This is a genomic window from Bdellovibrio sp. HAGR004 (genome assembly GCF_055397015.1).
This window is the reverse complement of the sequence record NZ_AP029176.1, coordinates 3,351,713-3,368,025: the sequence shown is the minus strand read 5'-3', so window position 1 is coordinate 3,368,025 and position 16,313 is coordinate 3,351,713. Positions and strand designations below refer to the sequence as shown.

Sequence of the window (16,313 nt, the reverse complement as noted above, 5' to 3'; positions counted from 1 at the left end):
AAAACGGCCCTTATGTGGGCCGTTTCCTTTTGTAAGGCAAGGCTTCTGCAAAAGTGAGCAGGTACATTTACCTTTTATGGCGTGGGTTGCCACTGTTCTAGCAGGGCCTTGCCGATTTCGGCTAGATTCTCCTCGGTCGCAATATCAATTCCAGCAGCAGCAGCAGCCTGATTTATATCAGAGCAGATTGAGGAGTTTGCTTGAGAAGAACTATTGCAGGTTGTTGTGTAAACAGTCTGAACGGCGGCTGCAATCTCTGACACGTTTTCAACTGCACTTTCATAGGCCGCCCCAGATCCCGTAGAAAGATCTGCTAGAAGCCCGTTGATTGTAGACTCAATCATGTCGGCATCGCAGCTTGATAGGTCAGTGCCGCAAGATGGGAAAGAAGAAACGGCATTTGCCAGAACCGTCGCGCTTTTTGCCATTGCCCCAATTAGAGCTAGTCCCTTTTGCCCCGACTTGTTACATGAGTCGAATGTTTTGTCGGCTAGAGATTTGCTCTTAAAATTTAGAATACTCAGCATGGAGGTCGCGCCAGCGCCTTGATCCGTCATGGCATCCAGAGCCTTTGAAAGATTCTCTGCGCTGGTAACTTCAGCTGAAATAAAGCCGGCGGCACAGCGAAGTGTGTAGGCTTGCGGGGATGTCAGACCTGCGATTTTACTAACACAGGCATTGGCAGAAGCCTCATCGCGGGCCTTGTCCATACAGAACTGCGCCTCTGCGATCATGTCCTTTTCAGTCTGTTCAGCCTCACATCCCGTGAGAAGTGCTGCACCCAATCCTAGAATCAATGTTGCCATTTTCTTCGAAAACATCCTGGAACTCCTTATAACGGTCCTAAGTATAGTGAACTTATCGGCACTATCCGAAGGTCCTTAACTCATAAATTTAGAACTCCCAATTTCGTAATCATCACGAAATGGCGGGACCTAGGAATGTATTTTTGTGAAACGTCTCAATGTGAGGCCCCATTCTGCCGATATATCCATTGATTTATCTCAACCAATTTAAGCGAGGTATCTATGAAAAGGATTTTATGGATAACGCTGATTCAAACTCTCCTGTTGATGGCGTTCACCCCGGATGTGAACGCGCGTGAGCGCCGTAGTTTTTACAGTGGGGTTCGTTGCCAGGGGATGGGCGGTGCCTGTCTTGCTGTGACGAATGATGAAACCGCATTGTTAGTCAACCCAGCGGCATTGGGCAAGCTTCGTGACTTCTATGGAACGATCTTGGATCCAGAGCTGGAGTTCGGCTATCAGACGCAAGGTTTCTATGGCGAAAAAGCGTTTTCAAATCCTTATGCACTAGAGGACATAAAAGCGGCACTGGATGCCAAAAGAGGCGCCTACTATCACGCCAAGGCTCAGGTGTTTCCATCCTTTGTCGGAAGAAACTTCGGCATCGGCTTGTATGGAAATTATATTCTGGATGCTGAGATGGCGCAGGATGGATCGACGATTGATACCTACTATAGAAACGATCTGGCCTTTGTTTTGGGCTTTAACTTCCGCTTGTTTGATGGGCGTGTGAAGTTGGGTTTTAACACCAAGTTGATCAGCCGTGTGGAGGTCGATAACCCCACTGTGGCTGCGGCGGGTCCGTTGGACTATGAATCCATCGGTACGGAAGGCGTGGGCCTTTCTACCGATGTGGGATTGATTCTGGCAGCACCTTGGACATTTATTCCAACTATCTCCGCGGTGGTGCGTGACGTGGGTGGTACCAGCTTCGATCAGTCTCATGGTGTCCGAATGAGCACAACAGACCGTCCCAATTTGGTCAAACAGGACGTTGATGTCGCAGCTGCAATCTTTCCGATTCATTCTAGATATGTGAGATCGGCATGGACAGTGGAATACCGTGGCTTATTAACATCAGCGGATGAAGAGGATAAGGCCAAGTTGATTCACGGCGGTCTCGAATTGAACTTCGGAGATGTGCTTTTCTTAAGAGGCGGATATAATCAGAGGTATTGGACAGCGGGCATGGAACTCGCCTCAGAAAAGTTTCAGTGGCAGTTCGCCACTTACGGCGAAGAGATCGGCACCTCGGATTCACCTCGTGAAGACAGACGTTACACTTTCAAGTTTGCATACCGCTTTTAAGGATGAAGCATGACAGGTTTTAAAAGGACTTTGATATTACTTCTATCTTTGACTCTGACCACCTCCTGTGGTCAGCCCAACCTTCTGACGGATGTCTCTGAAACAGACTCTGATGAGGCTCTCTTCTTTGAAGCCAAAAAGAAGATTGATGCGCTGGAATGGGACACGGCTATTGATATCATCGAAAATCAGATGAGCGATGGCTATGCGGCCCAAGTGGACGTTCAGGAGGCTCTTGCTGGAGCCTATGCGGGAAAATGCGGATTCACCTTTGTAGACATTATCAACGGTTTGAAGAACAGTCCCTCGAGCAGTATTTTTCCGTTCTTTATGAGTATTTTTGCCGGCAATGCTCTGGACACCAGCGCCTGTGATCAGTCGATCAGTATTATCACCTCTTTTGGATCGGTTCTGGAAAGAACCAACGATCAGAATTTGTTCCTGACGATTCTGGGGATTGCACGAATTGGAACGACCCTTGGAGCAAAGCTGGATCCTACTCAGGATGGCGTGGCGGACGGAGTTTATAAAACAGACTATAACATCTGCCATAACTACAGTGGTGGTGCGGGGTCGGCAGCAACAGACGGATGGCCTCAGGGTGATCCGATGCAAAATCCTTTAAATATTCCGCTGCCCGTGGCGTCTCCGGCGCGCGCAATTACTGATACAGAAGCAAAGAAGATTGCCTCGGGGATTGGGATTATTTTTGAAAACATGTCGGCTCTCGCAGCGGTTTTAAGCGGCGGCAACTCAACCTTGACGGCGCTGCAGGATGCTCTCACTCAGTGTGAAACGGTGGCCGGAGCTGGCAATTGCACGGCGACGAATATCGCAGCAGTGACTCCAGAGCTGCTCTATACAATTCGGGTGTTAATGGATTCTTCAGCCATGGGCTTTGGGACCTGCACTCCGGGAGTGATGCCGGATGACCCGGGTGATGATTTGAACAACCCAGCTTACTGCTGCATTAGATTGAAACCGCCGGTGCTGTAATGAAAATTGTTGCTGCGATTTTTATTTTAATAGTGTCTTCCCGGGTCTCCGCGCAGGAGATCAACCAAAGCTATCGCTCCATACGGTCGTTGGGAATGGGTGGGGCGGCTTTGACGACGACCCGAGGTGCTGAGGCTTTGTTTGTAAATCCCGCAGCGATGGATCGAATTGAAGGTTTGGATATACACCTGCTTGGCGTGAATGTCGGTGGCCGGATGTTATCGACTGAAGACCTTGATGCGATTTCTAACTTGGATGAAAATGATCCTTCCACTTACAATAATCTTTTCGGACGTCGTATCTATGCCAATGCCACAGGCAGTGCGGCGGTGGCGTTGCCGTTTTTAGGATTTGGATACTACACAGACTATAATGTGTCCCTGGAACTGCACAATCCTGGGTATCCTTCTTTTACGACCTATTTCCGTAATGACGAAGCCTATGTGATTGGTGGTGCTTATCCCTTGGGGCCGAAGACCTCGTTGGGGTTGGCACTTAAGAGAATCAATCGCTGGGGTGGGGATGTACAGGAACTGGGGCTTTCCACGGTGGCCAATGCGGGAGATTTACAAAGCGTGATGGACGAGTTCCAGAATAAGGGAACAGGTTATGGTGTCGACTTTGGATTGATGACGGTTGCGGACACACCTTTAAATCCGACTCTCACGGTGGTGTGGAAGGATATCGGGGACACGGCCTTCACAAAAACAGCGGGGAACGATGCGCCCTCGCATATTCCGCAGAATCTTGGAGCAGGTGTTTCGTTGGGCGTGGATTTGCCGGGCCTTGACTGGGTGATTGCCTTGGAAGGCCAGCATCTTTTGGATCCCGATATTCAGATTGGAAAGAAGCTGCACTTGGGGACCGAGATTTCTTTGCCATTCTTGGATCTGCGCGCGGGTGTGAATCAGGGTTATGTGTCCTATGGTGTGGGAATGGACTTCTTCATTTTCCGCATTGATGCTGCAAGTTACACAGAGGAGCTGGGTGTCTATCCCGGTCAGAGTGCCGACAATCGCATTATGGTGGGCCTCAGCATTGATTTAAGCTTTGATGCTAACTTCAAATTCACGGATAATAACGGCAAGAAAAGAAAACTGAAACAACGCCGGTAATCCAAAAATGCTGAAAGTTATTTCCATCGAAAGCAGATCTCAAATTTCCGAGATCTTCGCCAACTACAATCCGAAAGAACAGTCCTGGCTGGTTTCGGATCTTCGCACTAAATTTGAACTTCAGCAGAAAATTCTGGGCCGTGACGGCCAATATGTCGACGAATCCGTTTTGCGTGCCAGTGACCTGTGGAAGATGTTGTTGAAGCGTCTGGATCCGGGGTTGCGTCTGGTCAGTGATCCTTTTGCCAGATCTCTTCTGCGCACCATCATGGATGAACACGCCGAAGTGCTCGGGGTAAACTCTTCTGCGGAAGACACCGTGTTTAGTTATATCGACCAGATGGCGGCGGTGATCTTTCACCCGGAAGGAACTCAGCGCCTGACAGAATGGTTTGAAAGCCATCCCGAGGCGATGAACCGCTGGAAGGAATGGTATTTGCGTGCGCGTTTCTGCGCCCTGAAACTTCTGCAGGACCAACGTGTGATCACTGCGGATTGGATCACCGCATACCTGCAAAACTTCAACGAACTTGAAAGAGTCTGGAACATCCCCTTGATTGTGGATCTGAGCGGGGAGATCACACGGGTTGAGGCCGAGCTACTGCACGTACTTTCCCGGTCTGTCGATGTGGTGATATTGGAGCCCAACCCCGAATGGCGCAAAGACTTCCACTTCCTGCTGAAACCCTATGATGACTTGCGCGCTCAGAGCGCCAAGACGGAAAAACTGCCCAAACCCGCCGAAGTGACAAAGAAAATCGAGGTTCTGCGTTTCTCTGGAATGCTGGCGGAAATCAAAAACAGTGTGGGCACAGTTCGCCGCTGGGTGGAACAGGGAATTGCGCCCGATAATATCGCCATCATAGCACCGGATATTGAAACTTACTGGCCGGTGCTTCAGGCCTATCTGGCAGAAGAGGGAATTCCCGTTCAGAAGGACATCACCCACAAAGCGCAAAGTCTTCCTTCTGTCACGCGCTGGCTGGCGCTTTTGCGTTCCAAAAGCGGTCGTCTTTCCAGTTCGGATCTGGAGATTTCATTCTTTGAAAAAGAAGAGGCGCAGCAACTGCGCTATGAGGAATTCCGGGCCTTGTTTAAAAGCCTTTACGTCAATGAGGACCTGGCCCGGAATGAAATTGTGCATAAAGTATTCTTTGAGCAGATGGACCTGACCGGGTTTCTTAAACGCGACGAGTTTGTGGCTAAGGCGTTGATGTCCTGGAGCGCGGATGAAACAGACATCGTCCAGGTCATTCTGCGTGAGCTTCTTCAGAATGCCGTGAGTTCGACCTCCTTGACGTGGAAAGAATGGTTAAGCTATCTGGAAAGCATCGTCGCTGCGAAAGAGTACACTTTGGAAAAAGGGGAGCCTCGCGGTGTGATGGTCACAAAGCTGATGTCGGCACACAGTGAAAAAGCGCGACGACGTATCTTCCTGGGCCTGACGGATGAGTCTTTGAAAGGTCGAAATAAAACCCAGTTGTCAGGCCAGGATTACTTTGAGTTGGCCAATGACATTGGCTTCTATCTGGACAATCCGGATCAAAGTGATTTGGAGTTTGAGCTGCGATTATTGGCTCAGGCTGATAGTGATGAGGACCTGTACTGCTTTGGAGCAACGGACTTAAGTGGCTCTCTGTGTTCGCCAGCGACATTCTGGATGAGCCTGCAGGGAGAGCATGAGAAGCTGACCGTTCCTCTGGAAACCCGCTGGGATGAGTTGCAACATTCGCCGCAGCGAGGGGATCGTCCTTTGTTGGCAGGCCGCAAGCAGCAAGTGGAAGAGCGTATTTTACAGGATTTGGGTAAAACCCCTTCGGCTCCTATCCAGGGAACAGAGCTGCCACGAATTTCGGCTTCGTCTATTGAAAGTTTCCTGGAGTGTCCGTTTATTTTTGCCGCCCAAAGATACTTCAAACTGAAGGATTTGCCGGATATTGATTTGGATGTGGATCATCGCACCCGGGGACAGTTGGCCCATGCGATCTTTGAACAGCTGACAATTGAACCCATGCGTTTTGATTGGACCGTGTCGGAGCTGGAAGAGCTTCTGGAAAAGGTCCGAACCGAAAAGAAACTGATTTTTGCAGATGATCGCCTTTGGATCCCTTTGAAGAAACGTCATGTCCAGCTGGGTTTGCGTTTCCTTGATTTTGAAAAGCGTTGGCGCGAGGAGTTTAAAAAAACACGAACCATCGGACGGGAAAAACGCTTCGAGTTCTATCTTGATCCAAATACAGAGGAAATCCATCGCGAAGCCAAAGACAACTGCTTCCGTATCTCCGGTCAGATCGACCGGGTGGATTCGGATGGTGATGGCCACCTGGTGGTGGTGGATTATAAGAGCTCCTCGGGCGGAATTTCCGCCCATGCCTCGTGGCTGAAGAATCACGAACTGCAACTGCTCTTTTATATGTGGGTTCTGGAAAAAGGCCTCATGGAAGACGTGCAGGGTGAAGTGATCGGTTTGTTCTACTATGTGTTCAGAAACTTTGAGCGCAAGGGCTTTAAGGTCGAGGACTTGGCGGGAACCCTTTATCCGGCCTCCAAGCGCAAGGATAAAAATGCCACCTATGAAGCCAAGGAGCGCTATCTGACCGAATTCAGTCAGATCCTGATGACGACACTGGATCGGATCAAAAATGGCGAGTGTGACGCTCGTCCTGCGGATTATAAAACTTGTACAACCTGTGAGTGGAGGCGCCAATGTCGGGCACCACATCTGAATTAAAAAACATCATCCTGCGAGCCGGTGCCGGTGCGGGGAAGACCACCACTTTGACTCAGACCTTTCTGAAGTTTGCCAGCGACTTTCAGTCTCAGCATGGAAAGTTCCCCCGTATTGTGGTGACGACGTTCACCCGTAAAGCCACCCAGGAACTGAAAGAGCGTCTTTTAGGGAAAGCTCTGGAGGAAAAGCGTGATGATCTTTTCCAGTTTGTCAGTTCCAAGTCTCAGGTGCAGATTTCCACCATTCACGGTGTGCTGAGCCTGTTTCTGTCCCGCTATGGTTCAGCGATCGGCCTGACCCCGGACTACAAAATCATGAGTGATTCTGAAATCCGCAAGGGCGCGCGCAAGATCATGCGCAAATATCTTCTGGAGAATCCGCAGTTGCAGGAGCTTTTGGAAGAATACGACTTCCAGACTTTAGAGGGCGCACTGCTGAAGTATTTCTCTGAGCATGTGATCTTTCCGGGGATGACCTTTATTTCCCGCGGTGAACTGGAAGCTGAGACCGTCAAAGTTGTCCAGCAGATTGCCAGTCAGTTGCGCCGTGTATGTCTGGAAATTTCCCAGGAGACCTCGAATGACAAGTGGATCGAGTATGCCGGTGCGATGACCGGTTTTTCCTGGAATGTGAATAATTCGGAGTGGGCCCAGTTCTTTGAGCGTTTGGAAAGCTTCTGGGAACACACCAGCAAGCCGGTCTTTCGCAAAGCATCAGCGCCGTTCAGTTTAAGCCTGAACGAAGAGCTGGAAGAAGTGCGCGACCGCATTGATGTCCTTTTGAAGGAGCCGCGCTATCGCCCCGAATATTGGGATCGCCATCAGCGCAACTGCGGTCTGTTTGAAGAGCTGGCAAAGAACTTCAGCCGTGATTTTATGCAGACTAAAATTGAAAATGGTCTGTTGTCGATGAGCGATCTCGAAACGCTGGCCTATAAAATCATCATGGAGCAACCGGAGGCTGCGGTGAAGTTTTCCCAGGAATGGGACTTCTGGATGGTCGACGAATACCAGGATACCAGCCCGGTGCAGGTGGAGCTGTTGCGCCACTTGGTGGGTGAAAGACCGGTCTTCATTGTCGGAGACCCCCAGCAAAGTATTTATCTGTTCCGCGGGGCTCGTTCCGAAGTCTTCAAGGAAAAAGTGGACGAGATTGCGGCTCAGAATGGTGATGTGCAAGTAAAGCTGGTGAACTACCGCTCATCACCGGAGGTTCTGGAGTTCTTCAACCATTATTTCACACGTCTTAGTCCGCAGTTTGCGGCAATGACTCCGGATGAAAGAAAAGAAAAAAAAGGCCCGGCCATTCCTGTTGTGCAGGTTCTTCTGACAGAAACCGGCGACGAACACGAGACTTCGGCCGAAGTGCTGGCAACAGTTTCCCGTATTCAGGAGCTTTTGCAGCAGGGGGTCAGTCCAGAGCAGATTTGTGTTCTGGGGCGTACTCACAAGACGTTGGAGGACATTGCCAAGGTCGCACAGGAATACGGAGTTCCGTTACAGCTTCATAGCGGCAGCGGGTTCTATGAGCGCCGAGAGGTTCTGGATGCCCTGGCAATCCTGAAGTTTTTGGTCAATCCCCATGACAACGCCAATTTCGTGGCTCTTTTAAGATCCCCGTGGCTGGCTTTGCCGGACTCTGAAATTGTGACCTACTGCCATTCTTTCCGTCACTCCTTCTGGAAGGAAGCACAGAAGCACATCGACAGTCGGGACGAGCAGCATCCGTTGCGCGTTTTGAAGACACTTCTGGGGCAGGCCGAATCCAAAGGTCTTTCGTTCACTTTAAAAAAGGCTTTGATTGATCTGGGGCTGTTTGATTACTCGGCCCGCATTGATTCCACGGGCCGGCGTGAAGCCAATCTGTGGAAGGTGGTGGCGTTACTTTCGCAGGAAGAGCGACGCCCGGGCTTTAACTATCTGGATTTCCTGGATGCGAGTTTGGAAACTTTGTCTACGGATGAAGGCGGTGAGGATGCGGATGCCACACCGGTGATTGAGCCCAAACGTGTGAACTTCATGACGGTCCATGCCTCCAAAGGTTTGCAGTTTGATCAGGTGATCTTACCGGGAATGGGCAGTGACCCCCGCGCCAGTCATGCGCCTGTTTTAAGTATCCACGAAAAAACCGGGTTGTGGTCTTTGAAGATTCGCAACGAAGAAACGCAAGCCATGGCTGGCAGTGTTCTGGCCGATCAGATTGTGGAAGAACTGCGCCGCCGGGAAACGGAAGAGTTCAACCGCGTGCTTTACGTGGCGTTGACACGGGCTAAGTCCGGCGTGACATTGTTGTGGGATAAGAAGATCGGCAAAAAGTCCTGGGCAGCCCAGTGTCCGCTGAACTTGGAAGAGGGTTTGCATGAGGAAAAAGATTTTTCTTATGTTGTCCGCGCCGAGAACTTGCAACCTGTTCGAATGATGGAGCAGGACCTGGCTGAAAAGGACGTTCGTGCTCCATGGTCTGGGGCGGAAGTTTCGGAGAAGCGTAAGTATATTTCTGTAACAGAATTAGTAACGCCGGAAGGTGTGCAGGGGGAGGGATACACCCCCAAGGCGACCCAGCTTGGAAAAGGTCTGGCTCGAGCCCAGCAAGGGACCAATGCCCATCGTCTGTTTGAAGCCTTGAAGTTCACACCTTTTGAGGAGCTTTTAAAGATTTCAGACGAGGATCTGCGCAAACCGTTGCAGTTCTTGGCCCAGACCTCGGAGCTTCCATTGCTCAAGATTATCGAGAATGGCTTTGTAGAGTGGGGGTTTGCCCTGAAATACAAAGAAGCTTTGATGCAGGGACAGATCGATCTTTGGGGTGTTGTGGACGGAACTTTGTGGATGGTGGATTACAAGACCGGGTCGCAGAGGTATTCGGATATGGCCTTCCGTCAGTTGGAAGCCTATACCTGGGCTCTGCATCGCATGAACTATCTGCAAGGGGTTTCGCAAATTAAGCTGGCAGTGGTTTATCCGATGGACGAGGTCGTGAAGATCGAAACGGTGACTGATCCCGTGGAATTGAACAAACAGCTAGAGAGAAGCATCGACAACTATTTCCTTGCATAGAAATTCAGGGTTCCATATCATTTTGTTATGAAAACAAAACCGTGGTCCCTGATCATTCTTGCACTTCTTCATATCCTTGCCCCTGTTGGAAATCTTGTTTTGAATGCCCTGCGCTCCGGAAGAACTCTGGGACAGCAGTGGACGTATTGGTTTGAGGTTCTGCCAAAACCATTGCTTTTGATTTATCTTGTAATCCCGGTTCTGGCGGGAATCTTTATATATGTGTGTAAGCGCTGGAGCTACTGGGCTTATCTGGGATGCCTGTTGATCGTTCTGGCTTCAAATGTCTATAGCTACATGACGAATATGAATCTGAGCACATTGCTGTTGTTGATTTTGGTTGTGGTGGTGGATCTGTTGGTCGTTGCGTATTTCGTGGTTCCATCTGTGCAGAAAGTATACTTTGACCCACGCACTCGCTGGTGGGAAGCCGCTCCACGCTATCACTTTAATCATATGGGAATGGTGAATGGCGAAAAGGCCTTCGTGAAAAGTATCTCTCAAGGGGGATTGTTGCTGTCATCAGCACCGGCGATGAGTGAAAATGAGGACGTCACAGTAAGTTGGGACTTCCAAGGGCAGCATGTTGAAGTTAAAGGGAAAGTTGTATACAAGCTTCAGCACGGCGAGATTCCGCAATACGGAGTCCGCTTCGAACACGGCGGCGACAGTGACCGTCAGATTAAAGAACTGATCGCAAGGCTTCACAATGAAGGATTGATTGTCACAGAAAGACTGCCGGGACCGGAGGATGGCTTCGGAGTTTGGTTGAAAAAACTTGTGACACGCGGGGAAGGTTTGTTCCCCAAAATGAGAGCATAAAAAAAGGGAGGCCGAGAGCCTCCCTTGCATTTTCAGATTCTGATTATCGGGTGTACTGGCAGCTTGCGGCAGCTTTTTTGCCGAGACCGAAGGCCACACCCTCAAATTCTTTTCTTAGCAAAGTCAGTTTGCTTCCGTCCTGGGAAAGTTTCATGGAAATGGTGCTTTCCTCACGCGTGGCGGGAACACCCACGAAAGAGCTGGTTCCTTTGAATTGGAAGGAAAGAACCCCTTTTTCCAGGGTGACCTGTTCATACCCCTTGGTACTGCTCAACGCTTCGCCATGGGAATAGGATACTTTACGTTTTGGACCATTCACTTCGCCTGAATAGATCATGTATCCGTCCCGGTTGAAAGAAGCTTCATTGCCATTAACCTCGATGGTGAAAGAATCATAACAGAAGGTGTCGCCTTCAACTTGAGAACTGGTCAGACGATAGGTGCCCGCAAACTGATCTGCGGAAGCCAGAGCCGAGGAAGCGGACAAGAGAAGCATGCCAAAGATTACCTGTTTCATTTTAAACTCCAATTGTATTGTTCACTATTTATTTACATAAAAAAGCCCGGGCTCTGAGAGAGAGAAGAGCCCGGGCCGGAGAGTCTTATTATTGTCTGTTCAGCTCTGGGTTCGTCATCAAGCTTAGCTTGTTGAGGAACTCAAGGTTCTTCATGATGATTCCGTAGGAAACTTCAAGGTTGGAACCATTCACCAATTGACCGACCACGTCACCCAATTGTTCCAGAACTTCAAAACCTTTGTTTTTGCTCAAAGCCGCACCTGTTTTTTCCAGGCCGGACTTCACAGCCGTGAAGTTCAGAGAGAACAATGGCAGAACTTCCTCGATCTGGGATGCTTGATCAGCAAGTTGCTGAGCTGCTTCCTGAGCACCTTTCTGCTCTGTCAGAAGGGCGATGGATACAGAGATGATTTGTTTATTCAGCTCTTCCATCATTGCAACCTGACCTTCAACAGAAAGCTGTGGATTTGCTTTTACAAGCTCCGCAGAAACCAGTTTTCCGTCTTTGTTCAGCTCATTCAATTTCGCAGTCAGCGCTTCTTTCGCCGCTTTCACCTGTTCAGCCATCTTACCTTGAGTCAGAAGATCCTGAGTTTGCAAAGCAACCATCTTCTCGATCATTGGCACGATAACATCTGAAGCCTGAAGAACGTTGTTCTTTTCCGCCGCAACCTGCAACAAAGTGCCGGATGCCAAAGCGTTGTCCACTGCCCAGTAAGTCAGGCGTGTTTTGCTGTCCGCAGAAACACCCAACTGGCTCAGGGTAATACGGTCTGTCGGAGCCGCACCTACAGAAGTACCTACCTTGAACAGGTTCGCAAAGTTGTCTTTGTCTCTCAGCGTAGAAGCTTCAAGATTCAAGACCGAGAAGATACCTGCGTAAGCTCTCATTGCTGGGGTGACAGTCGCTTTCAAACCTTCTGCCAGGCTCAGGATCGCGTGAGCATTCGTGAACGAAGGTTGCAACTGATCCAGAAGCATACCTGTGATTGTGTTCACATAGATGCTGCTTTCTGGAGACATGCCCAGGATGTACTTCTCGAAATCCAGGAAAGAGAACTGGATGCTGTTCGCATAGTACTTGTATTCTGGGTAACCTTTCATAGTCAGGAAGTTCATCGCCATCAATTTGTCGTATTCGATACCCACGGTATCCAGACGATCTTCGGCCATGGCCATGTCCTGCAAAGCACGTTTTTCAACGATTTCGATATCTGTGATTACTTTGCCAGTTTCTTCACCTTTTTCATTTGTCTCCTTGTACTGGTATGGAATCGCTTCAAAGCGGTCCGCGCTCAAGAACGGAGAGTTTGCATCCGGAGTCTTCAACAACTGATTGAAGAAGATGTACGCTTTCAATGTCGCCTGCATGTAGTCCTGACGCTCTTCCTGGGAGCCGATGCCCAGAACCAGCTTGTAGAACAACTCGTCCATAAACTGACGCATCAAGAACATGGTGTGCATGGATCTGCCCGTAGCAGCTGCAGAAGAACCCAGATAGAAGTTGTTACGACCCCAAGAGTGGTAGTTCGTGACGTATCCATCGTCGTAGTCTTTGATCAGGTTTTCCACGATTTCAGTCGCAGAGGTACCAGAGTCAAAGCGTTGGCAAGTTGGTTCAAGCTGTACGTGGATGTCCGTGCAGTATTTGTATGGCTTCAAGTACTTGGAAACAGCGTTCGTAGTCACATTATTCCAGGACTTCATAGCATTCTTGATCTGGTCAACGTGTACGTATTTACCAGCCTGAGAGCTTTCCAGCAAACCTGTGTGGGAAGCGCGCAAAGCGTGGATGTCGTATTTACCGATACCATCCCAGCTGAAGGAACCTGGAGCGTAGTAGTCCATAATAGAGGAGTAGTTACGCTTGGACTCAGAGCCGTCCATATTATTGAAGTTCGCTTTATCGAAGGAACCGATGAAGTTGTGAGTCAGACCTTGAGAGTGACCCATTTCATGGGCCAAGTCGAAGTACAACATCTCACGAAGAGCATCTTTGTAAGAGCTTTGAGCGTATTTACGGCCCAAGGATTCACGAGCAGTCAGCATACAGCCCGGAGAGTTCTTGAAGTGAGAGCTCAGCTTCGTGCGGATGTCCCCACGACGAGTCATCGCTTCCAACTGGTTTCTGTCGCGCTGATTCAGCTTGGCACCTTTGGAAGCAAGCATTTCTTTGGCAACCAGGCCTTCAAGTTCAGCCACATCCATGGATTTGTTTTCATTCAACTTGCGAAGAACGCGATCCAACCAGCCGCTTTCCATATTTGGCGAAGCATATTGGAAGGCGGAATCGCCACCCAGGGACTTACGCAACTGAGCCGCAGCTTTAACATTTGATGTTACTGCAGAAATGTTTTTAGTCTGCACCTTAGTGCCAACTTCTTTTTTGTGAGCCAGGGCTAGTTTGGCAATTTTCTTTGCAAACTGAGTTGCCGTCTGAACTTTTTCTTCAGTCGTGCCACCAGCTTTTGCGCCCGCGGCGGCCTGCTTTTCAGCCGCTGCTTCGGCTTCTTGCTGTTGAGTCAACTGTTTCAAAGCCGCCTGACGGAAGGCTTCTTTTTGGTCGTTCCAGGCAACAGTGATCTGCTGGTTGCGTTGAGTGCCGGCAATGTACTGTTGCAAGTTACCCGCGTAAACAATCAGGGAGTCCGCTACCACGATACCAGAGCGTGGGTTGTAACCAACCTGAGACACACCCAAAACGCCGTGATTGTCGTTGAATTTATTTTCGAAGTGGATGATGTTTCTGTTCAAATCACCAACTTTGGCTTCGATACCATCTTGACCCGCGAACTGAACCTCGACATAGCGGCCAGTGCGTTCAAACGGAGTGCCCTTGAAGGCTTGTCTGTAAGCCAGGTCCCATGCGTCAACAACTTCTTTGGTTGTATCGATGAACAACTGACGGATTTCAGGTTGAAGTTTCGCGGAAGGCTCAAGACCCGTGACTGTGTAAAGCAGAGTTTTGCCATCACGGAAGTCGTGAACAACCGTCATATTGCGTTCTTGACCTTCACGGCCATACAGACCTGTTTCAGTCGGGTTGATTTGACCGATCGTCCATACACCGTAACCCATTGCATTTTGTGCACGGAATGGAACTTCCGGAGCAAAGGCTTTGTCGGACTTACCGTCGTTTAGTTTGAAGGAAACACGCTCTTTCATGCGAGCTGTTGTGGAATAATTCGGAGTTCCGTTATAGTCATTCGCAACACGGTAGTCAGAAATACACCACGCAGCCAGACCCACAGAGTAGTTGAAGGTGAAGTTCAGGGAACCTTTTTCCAGGTTCATGTTTACATCGGACACTTGAGTGTCGGCGATAGAGCGGATGCAGGATTCCTGCAAAGACTCATACGGAGAGTAGTCAGATGACAGGGTGTTGCGAGTCCAGTCGATTTCGATGAGCTCAGCATCCACGCGTGTGGCCGGAGCCATACGAACCATCGAGTAGTCAGCACCAGACGCGTCTTTTTTGTCGTGTTTGAAGTACTTAACCGGGATGGACATCAACTCTTCGTATTCCATCGCGTTAGAACCGTTTTTATGGTTCAACAATTTATCAGCTTTACGAACCACCAGACGGTTTTCTTCCAGGTCGAATTTAACAATAGTCAACGCACCTGCCATACCAGGAGGGAAGATCGTTGTTTCTGGAGCATCTTCCAAAGTGCGTTTGAAGAAGAACTCTTTACCTTTGATGTCCGCCACACGAAGAGTCGTGCGTGGATCCATTTCGTTGTTAGCTTCAATTTTCTTAGGTTGAACATTTTGTTCGATCTGTACCAGACCCGTGTTTTCAACTGCGCGCACTGGCTTGAAGGAGACCGTCGCATCCTGATTGCCATCATAATCCACCACTGGCAGTTCAGCGCGAACATAGGAAACCGGAACATCATAACGAAGGATCAGGATACAACCTTCCTGAGCTTCTGCAGGAAGAGTTTTCACCAGCTCCGCAGAACACTGGCGCACATTGGACTTGTTGGAACCCAGTTTCAACTGTTGCATTTGGGAATCGCTCAATTCGGTTTTGCCGATTTGACCGATTTCAAAGACATGCAAAGCATCCACATCCAACAAAGTCAGAACGCGGGCATTTTCCTGCATTGCAACTGGGATTTGGAACTCTTCTTTCAGAGTTTTCGCAGTCATGACTTTGTTATTGATGCGGTCCATGACAAAAGTGCGATCCAGATCGCCGCGGGAAGCGGCGTCAATGCCCACTGGCATACGGTCAGATGGATTGATGGACATCTGGAAGTGAGTCGCATCCGCCCAGTCTGTTGTTTTAAGACGAAGTGTGGATGTTTCTTCATTCAGTTGGTTCTTTGTTCTTTGCAGAACGCCGTAACCAGTGATTTTGAATTTGAACAATGGAACCAGGATCTTGGCGTCTTTTTTAGCCAAAGCTGTCGCTTTTTGAGCGCGGACCTGTTTCAGATTTGCCAGAAGAGATTTTACTTTGGAGTTGTCTTTGGCTTTTTGCAGTTGTTTTTGCAGAACAACTTCTTCTTTCACCTGAGCCAACTGTTTTTCAAGAATGGAAAGTTCAGAAACATCCGATACAATTTTGTAGGCTGTGACGAACTGTCTGTCTACAGACAGAGTGATCGGGTAGGAGCGACCCGCTTGTCCTGTCATTTCAAGCCCTTTAAACATGAACTTCAGACGGTTTGGAACTTTAACGTCTGTAACTGCAACCACACCTTTTTCAGCAGTGGCTTTGGAGGCATCACCCAAGCTCAAGTTTGTCAGACGCTCGTCAGTTGTGACCTGCATATCTGCAGATTCAGCCTGCAAGGCATCTGTTTCTTTGATCGCAAAGATGGATTCCTGAGCTTCTTCGGGCAGCGCCGCATCTCTTTTCTTCGTACAACCCGAAGCAAACAGTGCGAAAGCAACCAGAGCGGTCAGGGCCTTTGCGTATTGAGTCTTGTTAGACATAACTCTCTCCATTC

General features: G+C 49.3%; 9 protein-coding genes. 6 read left to right on the top strand and 3 right to left on the bottom strand.

Translation table 11 applies throughout. The features are described 5' to 3' along the window. Positions 1 to 74: 74 nt before the first annotated feature. Positions 75 to 821 (bottom strand): hypothetical protein, encoded by a 747-nt coding sequence (locus ACZ5ZV_RS16740; protein WP_464118314.1) that lies wholly within the window; start codon positions 819 to 821, stop codon positions 75 to 77. 207 nt (positions 822 to 1,028) lie between these two features. Between ACZ5ZV_RS16740 and ACZ5ZV_RS16735 the strand changes: the two genes are divergently transcribed. From ACZ5ZV_RS16735 to ACZ5ZV_RS16710, 6 genes are read left to right on the top strand one after another with little or no spacing between them, the layout of a single operon-like run. After that, positions 1,029 to 2,114, top strand: a complete 1,086-nt coding sequence (locus ACZ5ZV_RS16735) for a PorV/PorQ family protein (RefSeq protein WP_464118313.1) — start codon at positions 1,029 to 1,031, stop codon at positions 2,112 to 2,114. A 9-nt stretch (positions 2,115 to 2,123) separates the two neighbouring features. Further along, complete coding sequence (locus ACZ5ZV_RS16730) at positions 2,124 to 3,110, top strand: hypothetical protein (RefSeq protein ID WP_464118312.1); 987 nt, start codon at positions 2,124 to 2,126, stop codon at positions 3,108 to 3,110. Then, positions 3,110 to 4,225, top strand: a complete 1,116-nt coding sequence (locus tag ACZ5ZV_RS16725; protein WP_464118311.1) for a hypothetical protein — start codon at positions 3,110 to 3,112, stop codon at positions 4,223 to 4,225. The genes ACZ5ZV_RS16730 and ACZ5ZV_RS16725 overlap by 1 nt, the downstream gene beginning before the upstream one ends. A gap of 7 nt (positions 4,226 to 4,232) precedes the next feature. After that, positions 4,233 to 6,956, top strand: coding sequence for a PD-(D/E)XK nuclease family protein (locus ACZ5ZV_RS16720; RefSeq protein WP_464118310.1), 2,724 nt, complete (start codon positions 4,233 to 4,235; stop codon positions 6,954 to 6,956). Beyond that, on the top strand, positions 6,932 to 10,012 hold the full coding sequence (locus ACZ5ZV_RS16715) for a UvrD-helicase domain-containing protein (protein WP_464118309.1): 3,081 nt from the start codon (positions 6,932 to 6,934) through the stop codon (positions 10,010 to 10,012). The genes ACZ5ZV_RS16720 and ACZ5ZV_RS16715 overlap by 25 nt, the downstream gene beginning before the upstream one ends. A 27-nt stretch (positions 10,013 to 10,039) precedes the next feature. Beyond that, positions 10,040 to 10,834 (top strand): PilZ domain-containing protein, encoded by a 795-nt coding sequence (locus ACZ5ZV_RS16710; RefSeq protein WP_464118308.1) that lies wholly within the window; start codon positions 10,040 to 10,042, stop codon positions 10,832 to 10,834. A gap of 43 nt (positions 10,835 to 10,877) precedes the next feature. On the opposite strand, the gene ACZ5ZV_RS16705 is transcribed toward ACZ5ZV_RS16710, so the two are convergent. Next, the gene (locus ACZ5ZV_RS16705; protein WP_464118307.1) at positions 10,878 to 11,351 is read right to left on the bottom strand and encodes a hypothetical protein; all 474 of its coding nucleotides are present in this window, start codon (positions 11,349 to 11,351) and stop codon (positions 10,878 to 10,880) included. 88 nt (positions 11,352 to 11,439) lie between these two features. Continuing rightward, the gene (locus tag ACZ5ZV_RS16700) at positions 11,440 to 16,299 is read right to left on the bottom strand and encodes a zinc-dependent metalloprotease (RefSeq protein ID WP_464118306.1); all 4,860 of its coding nucleotides are present in this window, start codon (positions 16,297 to 16,299) and stop codon (positions 11,440 to 11,442) included. Between the last annotated feature and the right edge of the window lie 14 nt (positions 16,300 to 16,313).